Origin of the sequence: Succinivibrio dextrinosolvens DSM 3072, from assembly GCF_900167015.1 — a bacterium.
GTDB classification, from domain to species: Bacteria; Pseudomonadota; Gammaproteobacteria; order Enterobacterales; family Succinivibrionaceae; genus Succinivibrio; species Succinivibrio dextrinosolvens.
The window spans coordinates 32811-52491 of record NZ_FUXX01000007.1 but is presented as its reverse complement, the minus strand read 5'-3'; the positions used below and the strand labels follow the sequence as shown (position 1 = coordinate 52491).

Sequence of the window (19681 nt, the reverse complement as noted above, 5' to 3'; positions counted from 1 at the left end):
ATATTCCCTATTAGAACATTAAGGCTGTAAGTATGAAATCCAGACCTAAAACCGCTAAAGATGACTGAACAACAGTTGCTGTTGTTGCTCTACTGATACCCTCTGAAGTTGGGCGGCAGTCATAACCGTTGAAAAGAGCAATCCAGGTACATACAAAACCGAATACAGCAGCTTTGATAACCATCGGCCCCAAATCTTCAATAACATCAACACTGGCCTGCATACCTGACCAGAAAATACCGTCATCAATACCAAGCCAGTCAACACCGACAAGCTTTCCACCGTAAATACCGATTAGACAGAACAGCAGTGAAAGGATTGGCATACTGATAAGACCGGCCCAGAATCTAGGAGCAATGATTCGTCTTAAAGGATCAACTGCCATCATTTCCATTGCAGAAAGCTGCTCGGATGCCTTTAGCTGACCTATTTCAGCTGTCAGAGCAGAACCTGCTCGACCTGCATATAAAAGGGCTGTAACCACAGGACCAAGCTCTCTTATTATAGATAGGGCCACAAGAGTACCAAGTGAACCTGTAGCCATGAAATCCTTTAGAATATTGAATCCCTGCAGACCTAAAACCATTCCGATAAACAGACCTGAAACCAGAATAATAATGATTGACTGCACACCAACAAAATAAATCTGGTTTATCAGTAAAGGAAACGATTTTTTAAGATTTGGTATCGCAAATATTGAATGAATAAATATAACAGTCGATCTTCCAAGTGAGGAGATCTTCTTTAATGCATATCTTCCTAAAATACCTAGCAAATCTGTCATTACAGCTCCTCGATATAGTTCTGAGAGCCTTTTAGTTTAAATGCATAAGGACCATCAAAATCGCCCTGAATAAACTGAATAACTCTTGGATCATTACTATTTACAATTTCCTGAGGAGTTCCACTTCCTAAAACAGTCCCCTCTGAAAGAATATATACGTAGTGAGCTACTTCCAGAATCTCTTTAACATCATGGGTAACAACAACAGATGTTTTTCCAAGTGACTTGTTGATATCGGCAATAAGCTTAACCAGAACACCCTTGGTAATAGGATCCTGACCGACGAAAGGCTCATCGTACATAATTAAATCAGGATCAAGAGCAATTGAACGGGCTAGGGCTGCTCGACGGGCCATGCCTCCAGAAAGCTCTGAAGGATAAAGGTTGGCAGCTGCTCTCATTCCGACGGCTTCAAGATTCATCAGCACAACGTCATGGATCAGTTCTTCGGGAAGTTTGGTATGTTCCCTGATAGGAAAAGCCACATTATCAAAAACATTCATATCAGAGAAAAGAGCTCCACTCTGAAAAAGCATGCTCATTCTTTTTCTGAGTTCGTAAAGCTCCTGTCTTCTGAGTGAATGAACATTGATTCCATCAAATTCGATGGTACCTTCATCAGGAGTAAGCTGTGCACCTATCAGTCTTAAAATAGTAGTCTTACCTGTTCCTGAAGGACCAAGTACCGCTGTAATTTTTCCTTTAGGAATATTAAGTGACAGATTCTTATAAATCTGCTTACTAGCATAAGAAAAGGATACGTTGTTTACTTTTATCAGACTATCTTCGTCTAGAATTTCACTCATAAACACATTAAATAAATTAATCTAACTAATTCATCTGAAAATTATCGGCTGGAGTTTAACCTAAGTTATAACACTGTTATAGAAAACCAAACGAATCATTTCAACTAGATTCATTGTACCAAATAATTTAATGACATAATTTCAGTATAAGCCAAATTGTGTATGTATATAGAACAACAATCTGATCTTTGTTAATCGCAAAATCACATTAATAGTTGTTATAATTACGCATGTTTTTTACTAGTCTTTATAATTTCAATTAAACTAAAATTAGTACAAGAGAAAATGTACTGGTTTTGATGTTATCTGGATTTAAATAATCCAAAAGAAAATACCGGAATTTTATGTTGAAAGTTAATACCTGCTACGGCAGAATTGATGCAGAATTCATGACCCGTCTATCATCAGTGAAACTGATGGCTTTTGATGTCGATGGCACAATTACTGATGGTGGCATTATTTATGACAGTACCGATCTTGAGCTCAAAAGATTCAATACCAAGGATGGTTTTGGAATTGCAGCTTTAGTAAAGGAAGGAATCGAGTGTGCTGTAATCACAGGAAGAACAGCTCATCTTACACAGAGAAGAATGAACGATCTGCATGTTCAGCATGTAATTCAGGGAGAGAAATCAAAGAATGTTGCTCTGACTGAATTATGTGAAAAACTCAATATATCTCTTGATGAGGCTGTATGTATCGGTGATGATCTGAACGATATGCCAATGTTCAGAGTTGCAGGACTGAGTGTATGTCCTCATGATGCCCACCCTTTCATAAAAAAACAGGCTGACTACATTACAACCTGCAATGCAGGATATGGTGCTGTAAGAGAACTTTGTGATCTGATTTTAATCTCAAAGGGTATCTTAAACCCTGACGGTGGCTTTGCTGATGAGCGTTACTAAAAAATCGATTCTGATTGCAATACTGTTTGCAGTTATTTCATCGACCATATACTTTTATTCCTTAACTTTAAAAAAAGAAGAAGTTAAGGATATGTCTGGTATGCCTACCTTTATTGCAACCGATACAAACGGAACACTGTTTGATAAGAGCGGAAAGGTAAGCAGAACCATGCTCGCCTCCAGAACAGAGTTTTACGAGCCAAGAAATCTGTTAATTTTTGATGATCCTCTGATTACAGCATATAATCACAAGGAATCAGGAAAGACCAACATCTGGCATTTAAAGGGTCAGAAAGGCAGAATGGTTACCAATGATCATGCAGTTGTAAACGGCGATGTTGTGATTTATCCGGGCTTTAAGGATGCAATCATCGACAAGGCAACTGCAGACAATCTTGTTTACAACTTTACAACAGAAGAAGTAACATCAAAGGATCTGGTCACTATTTACGGACATGTCTTTAAGACAGAAGGAACTCATTTTAAATTTAATTTATCTAATAATGTGATGAATTATAAGGGAAAACCACATGCTACATATTATCCAAAGAGCAAGAAAGATTAATTTTCTGGTACTGATGATGGCCCTTGCATCACAAAGTGCGTTCGCATTAAAAGACGATGTTGAACAGCCTTTGAACATTGTTTCAAAAGAACAGATTGCAGATTTTGAATCCAACAAGGCAATTTTTATAAAGGATGTTGTTGCTACTCAGGGAAGTATGGAACTCCACGCAGACAAGGCTGAGCTGTCAAGAAACAGCAGCGGTGAACTGCAGGAAGTAAAAGCCTACGGAAGACCAGCAACCTTCAAGCAGAAACAGGATGACGGAAAGATTATTCACTCTCAGTCATCAATTATTCAGTATCTTCCAGAAAAGAATCTTCTGGTTTTAATTGGAAGAGCAACAATCTGGCAGGATAACTCCCATGTTGACGGAGAAAGAATCGAGTACAATACCGTCACAAAACAGCTAAAGGCATCCAATGAGAACAGCCAGGGAGGAAGAGTACAGAGTACATTCCTGCCACAGGAACTGAAGAAATAATACTGACTGGAAATAAGAATGAGCATATTACAGGCATTACATTTAAAGAAAACCTATAAGAAAAGAACCGTTGTATCAGACGTCAGTCTTGATGTTGAAAGCGGCTCAATCGTTGGTCTTCTTGGACCTAACGGTGCAGGTAAAACCACTTCCTTCTACATGATTGTTGGTATTGTTTCATCAGAAGGCGGAAACATCATTCTGGACGGAAAGGATATTACCGCCCTTCCAATGCATGCCAGAGCAAGAGCTGGTTTAGGCTACCTTCCTCAGGAAAATTCTATTTTCAGAAAACTTACTGTATATCAGAACCTTATGGGTGTTATGGAGCTTGTTCCTAACATGACCAAGGCTCAGCGAGAGGAAAAAGTCTACGAGCTTATGGAAGAATTCAACATTACAAGATTAAGAGATAATTCCGGTATGTCTCTATCAGGCGGAGAAAGACGCCGTGTTGAAATCGCAAGAGCACTTGCAGCTGATCCTAAATTCATTCTGCTGGATGAGCCTTTTGCCGGAGTTGATCCTATTTCTGTTAACGATATTAAAGAGATTATCCTTCATTTGAGAAATAGAGGGATCGGTATCTTAATTACAGATCATAATGTCCGTGAAACTTTGGATGTTTGTGAAAAATCATATATAGTTAATGCAGGACAGATTATCGCGCAGGGTAGCGCAGACGAAGTTCTAAGCAATACAAAAGTAAAGGATGTATATCTAGGAAAAGACTTCTCAATGTAAAAAAGACATAAGGGATTTATGGCTGGTATAAGAAACGCGCTGCAATTAAGAACAGCTCAAACTCAGACACTTTCAATGACGCCTCAGCTGCAACAGGCAATCAAGCTGCTGCAGCTATCGTCTATTGAGCTTGAGCAGGAAATTCAGCAGGTTCTTGAAGAAAATCCCTTTTTAGAGAAGGTCTCACAGGATTCAAACGATGAATCCCTAGAAGCTATTGAGGAAAGAGAGAATTCAGACTCAGACAGCTTTGATCCATTTGACAACGATTCTTCTGCAAAAAATATTTCTGACTCCATGATTGATAACGACAATTATGGAAACGAGAACTACGATCCATTCAATGAGTCTGCAGGCACCCACCTTGAGGAAAACCATACAACCTCTGATCTTGATTCCTCATCAAACGATGTTTCAGAATCCCAGAATAAAGAAGAAGACATTATCCGTAATGACGATTACATAAACAAGAGCATAAAAGGTCTTGCAATCGAAAATAACGATATCTACGAGGGCGAAACCACAGAAACACTTCATGATCATCTTATGTTCCAGCTTGAAATGTCTCCTCTTGATGGAACCGATAAACTTATTGCAATGAATATTATCGATGCCGTCAATGATTCAGGATATATCACCGAGTCATTAGAGGATATTCTGCTTTCAGTACAGAAAGACGATCCTGAAGCCACTATTGAAGATGTTAAAGCTATTCTGAAACTTGTTCAGCACTATGATCCACTCGGAGTTGCCTCAAGAGATGCAGCTGAGTGCATGCTTATTCAGCTTAATGAACTGGACAGTTCTACCCCATACAGAGATCTTGCAATCAAGGTGATTTCAGAATATTCAGACCTGCTGTCCAACAGAGATTTCAGAAGTCTGTGCCAGAAAATGTCTATCAAGGAAAATGTCCTTAAGGAAATCATTGAAGTACTTAAGAAACTGAATCCAAGACCAGGAAATTTTGCACCATCAAAGAAAACAGACTTTGTAATTCCAGATGTAATCGTAGTTAAAAAATCTGATGGCAGCTACACTGCAGAACTAAACAACTCTGCAAATACTCTTATCAGAATCAACGAAGCCTACAGTCAGCTCTCAAAACAGGCAAGAACTGTTCAGGAAAAGGAATTCTTCAAATCACATCTTCAGGAAGCAAACTGGTTTATATCAAGTCTTGAGAAGAGAAATGAAACTCTTCTGAAAGTTTCACGGTGTATAGTTGAACATCAGACAGAATTCATGGATAAAGGACCATCAGCTATGAAGCCAATGGTCTTAAATGATGTTGCAACTGAAATTGAGATGCATGAGTCCACCATTTCAAGAATTACAACAGAAAAATACATCTATACTCCAAAGGGAACCTTTGAGCTAAAATACTTCTTCTCCTCATCTGTAGGAACCGACGATGGCGGTGCTGCCTCAGCTACTGCCGTAAAATCATTTATCAAAGACCTTATTGCCGGCGAAAATCCTCGCAAGCCACTGTCTGACAGCAAACTTTCAGAGATGCTATTAGAGAAAGGAATGAATGTTGCCAGAAGAACTGTAGCAAAATACAGAGAAGCATTAGGAATAGAGTCTTCATCCCAAAGAAAGAAGCTGATTTAATTAATCTAAGCTCTTTTCATTTTCCATACGATTAATAAACACAAAAAAATTTGCAATTAATTTAAAAAAATTGAATAACTTCACGAAATAATATATTGAAAATAAAAAAGTATTTTTTTTGTGACCTTTCGTCTTTAAATCATCTGAAAATAATCCTAAGATTGAAGTGTGGTTACATTTCAGTACTGCATTTTAGTTTTACCCGGCACTAAGATCGGGTTAAGGAAGTGTTAATATGCAAATTAATATCCATGGTGTTGGCATTACAGTTACAGATTCATTAAAAGACTATGTGAATGACAAATTCAAACGTCTTGAGAGAAAAGGAGATCTAATCACTTCAATTTCAGTAACTCTAACTGTTGAAAAATTAGCCCACATTGCAAAGGCTGACCTGGCCGTAGTTGGTAATAATCTACATGCAGAAGCTGAAGCAGAAAGTATGTATCCTGCAATTGATGCATTAATTGATAAAGTTGATGGACAATTGGTAAAATACAAAGAGAAAATGAAGTCATAACAAGTGATTATTTAATATAATGCCCTGTATTGACAGGGCTTTTTCGTCTTTGAGGGTAGTTATTTTGATAAAATTCATTGAAACACAGGTAATACCCAAGTCTTTAATTTTATCCCCCCTTTTCTGCTATAGTAAAAAGAGACTTTTCGAAGAAATAGCAGACTGTGCAGGTTATGTCCTTCAGAAGCCGGCAAAAGAAATTATTGAAGCATTAAATAAAAGAGAAACATACGGTACAACCGTTTTTTATCCTGGAATTGCAATTCCTCATGCAGTCATAGACTCGGAACATGAAACATTTGCCATTCTTTCCATTCTGGATAAACCTATCACCTTTAACTCTATTGATTCAGATGAACAGCTGATTGATATTGCTTTATGTTTATTTATCTCCAAATATGATGATTCTGCTAAGATAGAATCCTTACTGAAGAATATCACCATTGTTCTATCTAACAACGACTTACTGAACTCACTGAGACTGGTTAAGAACGAGCCATCAAAACTGGCCATACTTTTAAACAAGATTGATTTTATTCTTGATAAGCCATCTCAGGATAATACACAGACAAATTAGGATTAAATTCAATAGGATAGATTTATGCATAATCAAGTAGATCTAGTTGTAATATCAGGAAGATCAGGCTCAGGAAAAACAGTTGCTTTACACGCACTTGAAGATCTTGGATTCTACTGCGTAGATAACCTCCCAGTTGAACTTCTATACAACATGATTGACCTGGCCAAGAAATCATACCCTAAGATAGCGATTTCTATTGATGTCAGAAACCTTCCAGACTCAGGCCATGAAGATATGCTGAATGATATCTATCTTAGAGTAAACAATGATCCAGACATTGACAGCACAATCATCTTCATTGATGCCGACGATCAGGTCCTAATCAAAAGATACTCAGAAACAAGACGACTTCATCCCCTATCTCAAAAGAATTTAACTCTTAATGAAGCTATCCAGAAGGAAACAGAAATTCTTAAGATCATTTCTTCAGTTGCAGACTTAAGAATTGATACCACAAACCTCTCCATTCATGATCTGTGCAAGAATGTTATCTCCAGCATTAACGGAAAGCCATTCAAAGAGGTTGTACTAATATTTGAATCCTTCGGATATAAGGATGGTATTACAAAGGAAGCTGATTTTGTTTTTGACGCAAGATTCCTCCCTAATCCATACTGGGATAAGAGTATAAGAAACTACTGCGGATTAGAGGAACCAATAAGACAGTTCTTCTCCAAGTATCCTGAAGTTGAAAACTATATAAACAAGCTGGATGATCTTCTGCTTGATATCATGCCTGCAATAGAGGTCGGAGACAGAAGCTACCTGACGGTTGCAGTCGGATGTACAGGTGGTTTTCACAGATCAGTATTTATAGCACAGACACTAGCTGACAGATTTAAGGAAAGAGGCACCAACGTAAAGGTTCGCCATCGTACCTTAATGAAGATGAAGAAATAGTTAAAAAGAAAAGACTTAAGTGTTAACTGAAGCTTATCTTGTAATAAGCTTGGTTCCTGAATCCTGACCATGCAGGATCATTTCCTTGATCTTCTTTAAGGATGAGTTTTCAATCTGTCTTACGCGCTCAACAGATACCTTAAGCTCTGAAGATAGCTCCTGAAGAGTAGCCTTCTGTTCATCAAGCCATCTTCTTTTTATGATATATTTTGATCTTTCATCTAGAGAGTTTAAGGCATTACCAAGCTGTTCAAGCTCAAAGCTCTTGTAGTCTCTATTCTCAAAGTTCTTAGCAAAGTTAGAATTCTCATCTTCAAGGTAGGCTGCAGGAGCAAGCATAGGAAGAGAAGCGACACTTTCAGATGAATCTTCTACAGACATATCATAGCCGATATCCTGTCCAGCAAGTCTTGATTCCATCTCTGCAACATCACTTTCAGATACACCAAGAGTCTGGGCAACAGACTCTCTTTCACTCTGAGAGAACCAGCCTAAATGCTTTTTATTCTGTCTTAACTTAAAGAAGAGTTTTCTCTGTGCCTTGGTTGTTGCAACCTTAACCACACGCCAGTTTTTGATTACATAATCGTGGATTTCAGATTTGATCCAGTGTACAGCAAAGGCAGCAAGTCTGGCACCGGCATCAGGATCGAAGTGCTTAACCGCCTTCATAAGACCAATGTTGCCTTCCTGAATAAGGTCAGCTAAAGGCAGGCCATAACCAGAATAACCTCTGGCAATGCTTACTACCAGTCTGAGGTGTGAAAGCACCAGCTTTCTTGCAGCTTCAAGATCACCATAATCTCTTAATCTTATGGCAAGAGCTCTCTCATCCTCTATTTCAAGCATAGGAACCTGATTGATGGCTTTAACATAGCCTTCAATATTGCCAACAGGGGCAAGCATTCCTAGTGATTGATTCTCTTTATCTGACAACTTAATCTCTTCGTAACTGTAACTTACAAACGGTCAACAATTATAAGCTTATCAAGACGGCTTAATTACATTATTAGAGAAATAATTTCATTAGCTGAACAGAGCATCAACGAAATGATCTACATCGAATACTCTTAAATCTTCCTTACTCTCACCTATACCAACATATCTTACTGGTACCTTAAACTTGTCTGCAAGAGCAAAAATAACACCGCCCTTTGCTGTACCATCAAGCTTGGTCAGAGCAAGACCAGAAACATTTACAGCCTCACCGAAAATCTTCATCTGAGAAACTGCGTTCTGTCCGGTAGTAGAATCAAGAACCAGCATAACCTCATTAGGAACATTCTCGTCAATCTTCTTCATAACTCTGACAATCTTCTTAAGCTCTTCCATCAGATTGTCCTTATTCTGAAGTCTTCCTGCGGTATCACAGATAAGCACATCAGTATTGTGAGCCTTTGCAGAAGTTAAAGCATCATAGATAACAGATGCACTGTCAGAACCAGTTGGCTGAGAAACCACAGGAGTATTGGTACGAGTGCCCCACTCCTTTAACTGCTCAACAGCTGCTGCTCTGAATGTATCACCAGCAGCCAACATTACAGATTTGCCCTGCTCTTTATACTTTAGAGCAAGCTTACCGATGGTTGTAGTCTTACCAGCTCCGTTTACACCAACCATCAGAATAACAAATGGCAGATCATTGGTTCTTTTAACATCCAAAGGAATAGCACAAGGTTTTAAGATATCCTTAAGAATATTCTTCAGGTTGTTCTTTAATGCACTTGCATCTTTCAGTTCACGAAGCTTTGACTCTTCTCTTAGCTTTTCGATGATTCTGTTGGTAGTCTCAACACCAAGATCAGCGGTTAGTAATGCAGTCTCAAGTTCCTCGTACAGGTCCTCATCAATCTTCTTACCAGAAACAAGAGCACCGATACCTAAAGCCAGATTCTCTCTGGTACGCTTCAATCTTTCAAAGAAAGATCTCTTTACCTTGGTCTCTTCAGTTTTCTCTGAAGCATTTTCTGTCTCATCTGAACGCTGCATATCTGTTTCAGTTTTATTATCAGCTTTCTCATCTGAGACTTCAGAGATTGTCTCTGCTTTCTTTTCACCAGTCTCTTCAGATACAGTCTGTACAGCTTCCTCTTTTACAGCTTCAGTAGTATGTAATTGTTTCTGTGCTGACTCTGTGTTTTCAGAAGCCTCTGACTCTATCTCTGGCTGTTCATTAGAAATCTCAGCCTTTACAGGCTCTTCTTTACTGATTGCAGCATCAGCTGATTCCTTTACTTCTTCAGATGAAGTCTCAATCTGCTCTACTTTTTCTGAAATAATCTCTTCGTTCTGATTCTCGTCTTTATTCTTTTTAGAGAAAAATGAAAAAAGGCCCATTATTGTCCTCAATTTATCTATTTAAATTTACAAACTCATGCAATTATATGCTAATTTTTTCGATATTTCATTTTATTGGGTACTGTGTCAGAATCTGTTTCTGTTACAATTCCTAAAAAAGGAAGAAATATGTCCAGTTACGAAAACGAAATAAAGATTATTGGCGGCTTATATAAAGGCAAAATATTACCTGTTAAGTCTGCAGAAGGTTTAAGACCAACACCTGCCAGAGTAAGAGAAACAATCTTCTCATGGCTTGGCAGCAATATTGAAAACGCAAATGTCCTTGATCTGTTTGCAGGCTCTGGAGCATTAGGTTTTGAATCATTATCAAGAGGAGCTAAAAAGGTTACTCTTGTAGAAATGAATCCACAGACAGCTGATTCTCTTAAGAGCGTTGCTCAGAGCTTTAATTCAGACAATATAGAAGTTATTAAGGCTAACGCTATAAACTATCTTGAAAATGCATCACAGAAGTTTGATGTCATATTTATTGATCCGCCTTATAAGCTTGATATTTACGAGCAGACTCTAAATCTTATCCTTAAAAGAAATCTTATTGATGAGAATTCAGTAATCTATGTAGAGATGAGAAAAGGTTCTAACCAGATCGTTCCTGGACTGGAATGCATCAGAGAACAGACCGCAGGTCAGGCTAAATACACTCTGATGAAGAAAAGCAGTCTGCTGTTCTAATCCTAATATTCCATTTCATCCAATGAGGATGAAATGGAAATACCTTTCTTAACACTCAACTACACTAACAGCTAGTCCACCGGCACTTGTTTCCTTGAACTTGATGTTCATGTTTCTTCCGATTTCATTCATAGCCATAATTGCAGCATCTAAAGATACCTTATGCTGGGTGTTCTTTTCTGCTGTAGCAAGAAGCACAGCGTTATAAGCCTTGATAGCACCCATTGCATTTCTTTCAATACAAGGGATCTGAACATAGCCACCAACTGGATCACAGGTTAGACCAAGATGATGCTCAAGGGCAATTTCCGCAGCATTCTCTACTACACTGGCATCATAACCTCTTGCATGAGCAAGCATAGCAGCAGCCATGGAGGAAGCTACTCCGATTTCGCCCTGACATCCAACTTCAGCGCCTGCAATACCGGCATTGTGCTTACATAACATACCTACTGCAGCAGAAGCAAGTAAACCTTCACGCAGAGCTCTGTCACCAAGACTCATATCATTACGCATCGCATACAGAAGTGCAGGAATAACACCTGCTGCACCGCATGTAGGAGCGGTTACAATTACACCACCAGAGGCATTTTCTTCAGAAACAGCAAAGGCATAAGAGTTAATCTTGCCCATCAGTCTGTCTGCCTCAAAGTTATTGGTCTTATACTGCTCCAGAATAGCCTGTGCCTTTCTCCAAACACCAAGATGTCCAGGAAGTTTGCCAACGTTATTAAGACCTCTCTTTACAGAGTCGTACATAACGTCCATAAGCTCATCCAGCTTTTCACAGATCTGAGGACGGGTAAGACCAGTTATGGACATCTCATTCTCTAGAATAAGCTCATGCATGGTAAGACCTGTTTCCTGAAGTCTCATATGAAGCTCTTTCATAGTTCCGTATGGATGAACAGGCTTGCCTCTTTCCTCTTCCTTCCAGCCTTTCCACTGAATAAAGCCACCGCCAACAGAATAGTATTCAACCTCAAAAAGGTTATTTCTGTTTGCATCAAGCAGAGTAATCAGCATGGTGTTGTTGTAAGGAGAATCATGTTTTACAGGACCGAACTTTATACAGTCCAGACCTACAGTAATTGATTTGTTTTTTAGCTTAATTTCGTATTTCTTTTCAGGATTCTTCTTAATATCCTGCAGCACGGAGCCTGGACATTTCTCAGGAATATTACCGATTATACCGGCAAGAACAGCAGAATCAGTGCCGTGACCAACACCGGTTGCAGACAGGGAGCCAAGTAAGGTTACCTCAATCTCAGCTGCTTTTGAAATCAAATCATCAGGCAGTGCTGAAATCTTATTGTAAAAATCGTTTCCTGCTTTCATTGGTCCAATTGTATGTGAACTAGATGGACCAGGACCTACCTTGAAAAAATCAAAAATAGCAGTTTCTACCGGAGGTCTGTTACGAAGTATTTCTTTTAATTCTGACATAATTTTTATTCTTATATATCAACAAATAGGCCCAGATAAATACTACCCAGGCCTACATAATTTACTTATTAAATAAAGCTTAATAATAATGAAGCAATAGTTACGATACCCATTACAGTAATGAAGACATTAGAGAATTTACCCTGATACTTCTTCATTGCAGGAACCTTAGCAATCGCATACATAGGCATTAAGAACAGGATGATTGCAATGATAGGACCGCCAAGTGACTCAATCAGACTTAGGATACTTGGGTTAACAGTTGCAACAAACCATAGGGTTACCAGGAAGAAAATGGTGATAGCACGGTTTCTGCGCTTGCTTACCATCTTAGCACCTGGGGTTAGCTTTACAATGATGCCGTTTAAACCTTCTCTTGCGCCCATGTAGTGACCGAAGAATGAGGTAGAGATAGCCAGAAAAGCTACGAATGGACCAAAGTAAGCAATTACAGGAGCATCAAACTTATTAGCAAGATATGACAGAATGCTGATATTCTGAGCTCTTGCCATGCTTAAATCCTGTGGTGATAGTGATAATACACATGAGAATACGAACAGCATAACGAACAGAACAAGAATACCGCTGGTGTACTTTAAGGTACGGCTTGCATACTTTTCAGCCTTTTCGCCATAACGCTCTTTCTGTGATACAGCAAATGTTGAGATTGCAGGTGAGTGGTTGAATGCAAATACTAGAACAGGAATGGTAATCCATAGAGTAGATGCAAAGCTGCCAAAATCAGGAACATAGCTGAACTGAGATAAATCCCACTTTGGAATCAGATATAAAGACATTGCAAACAGAATGCAGCATAGTGGGTATACAAGCTTCTCGTTAAACAGAAGTACCAGTTTCTCACCGCAGATGATGATAGCAATGTATGAGAATACACAGATGCCTGCAAGAATTACTCTTGGAGGTGCACTCATGTGTAACTGATTTACGATAAAGCTGTCTACAGTATTGGTAATACTTACACCGTAAATCAGAAGAATTGGGTAGATAGCGAAGAAATATAAAGCGGTAATAATCATACCTGCAGATTTACCGAAGAATTCCTCAGTAACATTGGTAATATCGCCATCTTTTAATGATGATGCCAAAACTAGTCTGGCAAGACCTCTGTGAGCGAAGTATGTCATAGGGCCAACAATTAGAGTAATAACAACTAATGGCCATAATCCAGACATACCAGCTGTAATTGGCAGGAACAGAATTCCAGCGCCGACAGCAGTTCCGAATAAGTTCAGCATCCACATGATGTCGAACTTGTGCCATTTTTCTCTAGTGCTGCTGGTTGCAACCTGAGAAGAAGCAGAAGTATTAGTTATTTCCATATTTATTAAATTCCTTATGTTTTATAGAAAAACCTAGGTTCTGGTTTTTCAAATCTGAAAATACCTTGTCCGAACATTCATCGGTAACAAAGTATGCCCATTTTAAGTGCATAAACATTTTCAGTCACCACTTTTTCAAATAAAACATGAGTCAATTAAAACTAAATACAAATTGTTTGTGTATTACATCAAGAATCTCAAAATAACACTTTACAAAGTCTAGATTTTATGCGGGTTTAGAAGAATATTTCCCGTTTCTGCAAAAATTGCGAAAACAGTATTTTATAACTCAGAAGAGAATTAAAAAACCCTCTTAAAAAATAGAGGGTTTTTGAAAGGTGTGATTTAATTCAAATTATCGACGACGATTCTTTGCAATTTCGACAACCTTGATTCTAGCCATAGCATCTGCCAGCTTAGATAACGCATGAGCATAGTCAGCATCACCTGAACCATGACGGTTAATTTCATCCTTGGCAGCCTTGATAGCTTCCTGTGCCTTGGATTCATCAATATCGTCAGCGCGCAGAGCTGTATCAGCCAGAATTGTTACATTGTCAGGCTGAACTTCCAAAATACCACCAGCCAGATAAATCTGATCTTCCTTGCCGTTGATGTCGACAAGAGAAACCATACCTGTCTTGATGGTGGTTAATAAAGGAGTATGACCGTATCTGACGCCAAGCTCACCTTCAGAACCTGTAACACGTATAGACTGTACAAGTCCTGAATACAATGAACTAACGCCACTAATTACGTTCAGATGGAATGATATTGAATCCATTTTCCACCCCTCTATTATAAGTTCTTAGCTTTTTCTATAGCTTCGTCAATAGTACCAACCATATAGAAAGCCTGCTCAGGTAAATTATCATATTCACCATCGATAATTCCCTTGAATCCACGGATAGTTTCCTTCAATGGAACATATTTACCTGGAGAACCTGTAAATACCTCAGCAACGCTGAATGGCTGAGATAAGAAACGTTCAACCTTACGAGCTCTAGCAACAACAAGCTTATCTTCTTCAGAAAGCTCATCCATACCTAGAATTGCGATAATGTCCTTCAGTTCCTTATATCTCTGCAGAACAGACTGAACGCCACGAGCTACCTCATAGTGGTCCTTACCAACAACATATGGATCCAGCTGACGAGATGTAGAAGCCAGAGGATCAACTGCAGGGTAAATACCTAATGATGCAATCTGACGTGACAGAACGATGGTTGCGTCCAAGTGAGCGAATGTAGTTGCTGGGCTAGGATCGGTCAAGTCATCAGCAGGAACGTAAACAGCCTGAACTGATGTAATAGAACCTTTCTTAGTTGAAGCAATACGCTCCTGTAATACACCCATTTCCTCAGCCAGTGTAGGCTGGTAACCCACAGCTGAAGGCATACGGCCTAACAGAGCAGATACCTCTGTACCAGCCAGTGTATAACGATAGATGTTATCGATGAACAGAAGCACATCCAGACCTTCGTCACGGAACTTCTCAGCAACAGTCAGACCTGTCAGAGCAACACGTAGACGGTTCCCTGGAGGCTCGTTCATCTGACCGTAAATCATTGATACCTTATCGATAACCTTTGATTCCTGCATTTCGTGGTAGAAGTCGTTACCCTCACGAGTACGCTCACCAACACCGGTAAATACAGATAGACCTGAGTGAGCCTTAGCAATGTTATTGATAAGCTCCATCATGTTAACTGTCTTACCCACACCGGCACCACCGAACAGACCAACTTTACCACCCTTAGCAAATGGGCAGATAAGGTCCATAACCTTAATACCGGTTTCTAGAATTTCTGTAGTTGATGACTGCTCAGCATAGGTAGGAGCTGGACGGTGAATTTCCCAATCCTCTTTCTGTCCGATAGGACCTCTCTCATCTACAGGCTGACCTAAAACGTTCATAATACGTCCTAGGGTCTCACGACCAACTGGAACCTTAACACCGGCACCAGTATTTACAGCCTCAATTCCTCTGCTCAAACCGTCAGAAGAACCCATGGCAATGCAGCGTACCACACCACCGCCAATCTGCTGTTGAACCTCAAGAACTAGGTCTGAACGATGCTTACCATCGCCCTTAACCTCCAGAGCGTCATAAAGCTCTGGAATATGACCTTCCTGGAATTCAACGTCAACAACAGCGCCAATGATCTGTACGATTGTACCTTTCTCACCAGCACGACTTGAAGTTTCAGCCATTTTTAATTCCTCTTAATTTTTAAACCGCTGATGCACCAGATACGATGTCATTTAGCTCCATCGTAATACCTGCCTGTCTTGCCTTGTTATACTCAAGCTGTAAATCACTTACCAGAGTCTCTGCATTATCAGTTGCAGCTTTCATTGCAACCATACGTGCAGCCTGTTCTGAAGCAAGATTCTCTAAAACAGCCTGATAAACCATCTGCATTACATAACGGTCAAGTACGACCTTTAAAATTGCCTCTGGTTCTGGCTCATACAAATAATCCCAGTGATGCTTCTTAACTTCCTGATCTTTTGATGGAACAAGAGGAAGAAGCTGTTCACATTCAGGGATCTGAACCATAGTATTCTTAAAGACATTATTTGCTATATAAATGGCATCTATTTCGCCATTCAGATAAGCATCAGTCATAACCTTGATAGCACCAACAAGCTTTTCTGGCTGAGGATCATCACCAAATCCAGAATGTGAAGCGAGTACTTCAAAGCCGTCTCTATTAAAATAGCCACTGGCCTTTGAGCCTAGTAATGCAAGCTTAACGTTAATATTCTGCTCCTTGAATTCATTCATCTTCTGAAGAACCTTACGGAACAGGTTAATGTTAAGACCGCCACACAGACCACGGTCAGTTGAGACGATAATAAAGCCCACATTCTTAACTGTTCTTGATTCCATGAATGGATGATGGAACTCAGAATGTGAGGCTGCAATATGACCAATAATGTCGTAAAGACCTTTTGAATAAGGGCGAGACTGGCTCATTTTTTCCTGAGCCTTACGCATCTTAGAGGCGGCTACCATCTGCATAGCACTAGTAATCTTCTGTGTATTCTGCACAGAAGCTATCTTAGTACGTATTTCCTTTGCACCTGCCATTTAAGAGCTCCTAGAAAGTCTGTGTTGATTTAAAGTCTTTGATTAAATCAGATAGCTTGTTAGCAACATCATCTGAATAATCAGGCTTTGCATCAATATCCTTAATCAATGAATCATATTTTGAATGAGCAAACTCGAGAAGAGCCTTTTCAAAGCTTAGAACCTTTGAAAGATCAACATCCTCTAAGAATCCTCTTTCAGCAGCAAAAATTACAAGTGCCTGCTCTGCAACAGTTAGTGGAGCATACTGATTCTGCTTCATTAACTCGGTAACCTTTTGACCATGATCCAGCTGCTTACGTGTTGCATCATCAAGGTCTGATGAGAACTGAGCGAAAGCTGCAAGTTCACGGTACTGAGCCAGAGCGGTACGGATACCACCAGATAACTTCTTCATAATCTTGGTCTGAGCAGCACCACCCACACGTGACACTGAAATACCAGGATCTACAGCAGGTCTGATACCAGAGTTAAATAAGCTGGTAGTCAAGAAGATCTGACCGTCTGTAATAGAAATTACGTTGGTAGGAATGAATGCTGAAACGTCACCAGCCTGTGTTTCAATAATTGGCAGTGCGGTTAGAGAACCGGTCTTTCCAACAATCTTACCACCTGACATCTTCTCCAGATACTCAGCGTTAACACGTGATGCACGCTCTAACAGACGTGAGTGTAAGTAGAAAACGTCACCTGGGAAAGCTTCACGCCCTGGAGGACGACGTAGCAGCAGTGAAATCTGACGATAAGCTACAGCGTGCTTTGATAGGTCGTCATAGATAATCAGAGCATCTTCGCCGTTATCCATGAAGAACTCACCCATTGCACAACCGGCATATGGAGCAATATACTGCAGAGCTGCAGTATCAGAAGCTGATGCAACTACAACGATAGTGTTTGATAGAGCACCTTCTTCGTCAAGCTTTCTAACTACTGAAGCGATAGTAGAAGCTTTCTGTCCAATAGCAACATAAATACAACGAACGCCATATTTAACCTGATTGATAATAGTATCAATCGCTAAGGCAGTTTTACCTGTCTGACGGTCTCCAATGATAAGCTCACGCTGACCACGTCCGATTGGAACCATTGAGTCAACGGCTTTATAACCTGTCTGAATAGGCTGAGAAACACTCTGACGTGCAATAACACCTGGAGCAATTTTTTCTACAGGATAGTAGGTATTGCAGTTAATTGGTCCCTTACCATCAATTGGAGCACCTAAAGAGTTAACAACTCTTCCAAGCAATTCATTTCCAACAGGAACTTCAAGAATACGACCGGTACTATGTACAGTCATGCCTTCTGAAAGTTCACCGTATGGTCCTAAAACAATAGCACCAACAGAATCACGCTCTAAGTTCAAGGCCAAACCGTATAAGTCGCCACCAAACTCAAGCATTTCGCCCTGCATAACGTTGGACAGGCCATGAATTCTTACGATACCGTCGTTAACAGAAACGATAGTACCCTCATCACGAGCTTCTGTCACAACTTTAAATTGCTGGATCCTTTGTTTGATTAAATCAGCAATTTCAGTTGAATTAAGTTGCATTATTTATCCTCTTTCTTATCTGAGGGTTGAAGACAGGTTCTTTAAACTTGTCCTTACACTAGCATCGATAACTTTGTCGCCAACCTTTAGAACGGCACCACCGATAAGGTTCTTATCGATAATCTGCTCTACGGTTACGGTACAGTCGTATTTCTTTGCCAGTTTATCCTTTATCAGTTTTATTTCGCTTTCAGCAAAAGCTCTTGCGGATATAAGCTGAGCGGAAATACACTTATCGTGTTTCTGTCTCAATCTTACGAATTCATCATAGATATCAGGAAGAACTTCAAAACGATTGTTTTCACCAATAATCTTTACGAAATTCTCACCATGTTCATCAATGAGATTTGCAGGCTTTAACAGCGAAATAAGACTGTCGGCCGCAGCAGATGAATTTGCAGCAAGTTTCAAATGATCTCTAAAATAATCATTTTTATAAGCTTCAGACAAAGCCTGAAGCATACACTGCCACTCATCCAGTTTTTTCTCATCAACAGCGAAAGAAAAAGCAGCTTCAGCATAAGGTCTTGCAACAGTCAAATTTTCAGCCATTACATTACCTCTTCATCCTAAAGCGAATCAGCTATCTTCTTTAACATTGCTTCATCTGATTTAGCATCAATCTTTTCATTGATGATCTTCTCAGCACCTGCAATAGCCAAAGAAATAACTTCAGATCTTAAATCTTCGCGAGCTTTATTCTTCTCTGATTCAATCTCACTCTGAGCTAAATCAAGAATCTTTTTACGCTCTTCCTGGGCCTCTTCTGAAGCCTTGTCGATAATCTGAGATCTGGTCTTATTTGCTTCTTCAATAATTCTCTGAGCTTCTGCTTTAGCAGAACGAACAGTTTCCGCTGCATCTTCTTTAGCTAGCTCTAAGCTTTTCTTAGCTTTTTCAGCAGCAGTCAAACCGTCAGCAATTTCTTTCTGTCTCTTCTCAATTGCATTAAGGAGAGGTGGCCATACATATTTCATGCACAGCACAGCGAAGATAAGAAACGCTACCGCCTGACCTACGAAAGTTGCATTAATTTCCAATCTAGATACCTCTAAATTTGGTTAGTCTTAATTAGCCTGCAACAGCAAACATTAAGTACATACCTAAACCAACACCAATCATAGGGATAGCATCAACCAGACCCATAACGATGAAGAACTGAGTACGTAATAGTGGTAATAAATCAGGCTGTCTTGCTGAACCCTCCAAGAACTTACCACCTAAGATACCAATACCGATAGCAGCACCGATAGCAGCTAAGCCCATCATTAGACCTGCAGCAAGGTAAATTAAAGACGCATCCAT

22 protein-coding genes are annotated in these 19681 nt (G+C 39.6%); 9 read left to right on the top strand and 13 right to left on the bottom strand.

Translation table 11 applies throughout. The features are described 5' to 3' along the window. Positions 1 to 10: 10 nt before the first annotated feature. Positions 11 to 784: a lipid asymmetry maintenance ABC transporter permease subunit MlaE gene (mlaE, locus tag B5D46_RS03330; protein ID WP_078928220.1), complete on the bottom strand. Its 774-nt coding sequence runs from the start codon at positions 782 to 784 to the stop codon at positions 11 to 13. Beyond that, a complete protein-coding gene (locus B5D46_RS03325; RefSeq protein ID WP_031490879.1) occupies positions 784 to 1590 on the bottom strand; it encodes an ATP-binding cassette domain-containing protein in 807 nt (268 codons plus the stop codon). The genes mlaE and B5D46_RS03325 overlap by 1 nt, the downstream gene beginning before the upstream one ends. Before the next feature lie 344 nt (positions 1591 to 1934). On the opposite strand from B5D46_RS03325, the gene B5D46_RS03320 reads away from it, so the two are divergent. From B5D46_RS03320 to rapZ, 8 genes are all read left to right on the top strand, one after another. After that, positions 1935 to 2498 carry a KdsC family phosphatase gene (locus tag B5D46_RS03320; RefSeq protein WP_031490878.1) on the top strand — a complete coding sequence of 188 codons (564 nt, stop codon included), beginning with the start codon at positions 1935 to 1937 and terminating at the stop codon, positions 2496 to 2498. Then, positions 2485 to 3063 (top strand): LPS export ABC transporter periplasmic protein LptC, encoded by a 579-nt coding sequence (gene lptC, locus B5D46_RS03315; protein WP_078928219.1) that lies wholly within the window; start codon positions 2485 to 2487, stop codon positions 3061 to 3063. Before B5D46_RS03320 ends, lptC begins: the two co-directional genes overlap by 14 nt. Beyond that, positions 3029 to 3547, top strand: coding sequence for a lipopolysaccharide transport periplasmic protein LptA (lptA, locus tag B5D46_RS03310; protein WP_078928218.1), 519 nt, complete (start codon positions 3029 to 3031; stop codon positions 3545 to 3547). Before lptC ends, lptA begins: the two co-directional genes overlap by 35 nt. Positions 3548 to 3565: 18 nt before the next feature. Beyond that, positions 3566 to 4291: an LPS export ABC transporter ATP-binding protein gene (lptB, locus tag B5D46_RS03305; RefSeq protein ID WP_078928217.1), complete on the top strand. Its 726-nt coding sequence runs from the start codon at positions 3566 to 3568 to the stop codon at positions 4289 to 4291. Between the two features lie 18 nt (positions 4292 to 4309). Continuing rightward, a complete protein-coding gene (locus tag B5D46_RS03300; protein ID WP_234973814.1) occupies positions 4310 to 5908 on the top strand; it encodes an RNA polymerase factor sigma-54 in 1599 nt (532 codons plus the stop codon). Between the two features lie 235 nt (positions 5909 to 6143). Beyond that, positions 6144 to 6428 (top strand): ribosome hibernation-promoting factor, HPF/YfiA family, encoded by a 285-nt coding sequence (gene hpf, locus B5D46_RS03295; RefSeq protein WP_031490866.1) that lies wholly within the window; start codon positions 6144 to 6146, stop codon positions 6426 to 6428. Between the two features lie 64 nt (positions 6429 to 6492). Then, the gene (locus B5D46_RS03290; protein ID WP_159443009.1) at positions 6493 to 7005 is read left to right on the top strand and encodes a PTS sugar transporter subunit IIA; all 513 of its coding nucleotides are present in this window, start codon (positions 6493 to 6495) and stop codon (positions 7003 to 7005) included. A 24-nt stretch (positions 7006 to 7029) separates the two neighbouring features. After that, complete coding sequence (gene rapZ / locus B5D46_RS03285) at positions 7030 to 7908, top strand: RNase adapter RapZ (RefSeq protein ID WP_078928215.1); 879 nt, start codon at positions 7030 to 7032, stop codon at positions 7906 to 7908. 33 nt (positions 7909 to 7941) lie between these two features. Here rapZ and rpoH read toward each other — a convergent pair whose 3' ends face one another. Together rpoH and ftsY are read right to left on the bottom strand one after the other, a co-directional pair. Further along, positions 7942 to 8814 (bottom strand): RNA polymerase sigma factor RpoH, encoded by an 873-nt coding sequence (gene rpoH, locus B5D46_RS03280; RefSeq protein ID WP_078928243.1) that lies wholly within the window; start codon positions 8812 to 8814, stop codon positions 7942 to 7944. A 120-nt stretch (positions 8815 to 8934) separates the two neighbouring features. Continuing rightward, on the bottom strand, positions 8935 to 10245 hold the full coding sequence (gene ftsY / locus B5D46_RS03275; RefSeq protein ID WP_078928214.1) for a signal recognition particle-docking protein FtsY: 1311 nt from the start codon (positions 10243 to 10245) through the stop codon (positions 8935 to 8937). Between the two features lie 129 nt (positions 10246 to 10374). Here ftsY and rsmD point away from each other — a divergent pair, with 129 nt between their 5' ends. Beyond that, positions 10375 to 10941: a 16S rRNA (guanine(966)-N(2))-methyltransferase RsmD gene (gene rsmD, locus B5D46_RS03270; protein WP_078928213.1), complete on the top strand. Its 567-nt coding sequence runs from the start codon at positions 10375 to 10377 to the stop codon at positions 10939 to 10941. Positions 10942 to 10989: 48 nt separating this feature from the next. Here the strand turns inward: rsmD and B5D46_RS03265 are convergent, their stop codons facing one another. From B5D46_RS03265 to atpE, 9 genes are all read right to left on the bottom strand, one after another. Continuing rightward, complete coding sequence (locus B5D46_RS03265; protein WP_078928212.1) at positions 10990 to 12387, bottom strand: L-serine ammonia-lyase; 1398 nt, start codon at positions 12385 to 12387, stop codon at positions 10990 to 10992. A gap of 68 nt (positions 12388 to 12455) precedes the next feature. Next, positions 12456 to 13727 (bottom strand): aromatic amino acid transport family protein, encoded by a 1272-nt coding sequence (locus B5D46_RS03260; protein WP_078928211.1) that lies wholly within the window; start codon positions 13725 to 13727, stop codon positions 12456 to 12458. 355 nt (positions 13728 to 14082) lie between these two features. Then, positions 14083 to 14511, bottom strand: coding sequence for a F0F1 ATP synthase subunit epsilon (locus tag B5D46_RS03255; RefSeq protein WP_078928210.1), 429 nt, complete (start codon positions 14509 to 14511; stop codon positions 14083 to 14085). A gap of 14 nt (positions 14512 to 14525) precedes the next feature. Further along, positions 14526 to 15941 (bottom strand): F0F1 ATP synthase subunit beta, encoded by a 1416-nt coding sequence (gene atpD, locus B5D46_RS03250; RefSeq protein WP_031490857.1) that lies wholly within the window; start codon positions 15939 to 15941, stop codon positions 14526 to 14528. A gap of 19 nt (positions 15942 to 15960) precedes the next feature. Beyond that, the gene (atpG, locus tag B5D46_RS03245) at positions 15961 to 16824 is read right to left on the bottom strand and encodes a F0F1 ATP synthase subunit gamma (RefSeq protein WP_031490856.1); all 864 of its coding nucleotides are present in this window, start codon (positions 16822 to 16824) and stop codon (positions 15961 to 15963) included. Between the two features lie 10 nt (positions 16825 to 16834). Further along, entirely contained in the window at positions 16835 to 18376 is a 1542-nt protein-coding gene (gene atpA, locus B5D46_RS03240; RefSeq protein ID WP_078928209.1) for a F0F1 ATP synthase subunit alpha, read from the bottom strand. A gap of 15 nt (positions 18377 to 18391) precedes the next feature. Then, positions 18392 to 18928: a F0F1 ATP synthase subunit delta gene (locus B5D46_RS03235; protein ID WP_078928208.1), complete on the bottom strand. Its 537-nt coding sequence runs from the start codon at positions 18926 to 18928 to the stop codon at positions 18392 to 18394. Positions 18929 to 18945: 17 nt separating this feature from the next. Next, positions 18946 to 19416, bottom strand: coding sequence for a F0F1 ATP synthase subunit B (locus B5D46_RS03230; protein WP_031490853.1), 471 nt, complete (start codon positions 19414 to 19416; stop codon positions 18946 to 18948). A gap of 31 nt (positions 19417 to 19447) precedes the next feature. Continuing rightward, positions 19448 to 19681 (bottom strand): F0F1 ATP synthase subunit C, encoded by a 234-nt coding sequence (gene atpE, locus B5D46_RS03225; RefSeq protein WP_031490852.1) that lies wholly within the window; start codon positions 19679 to 19681, stop codon positions 19448 to 19450.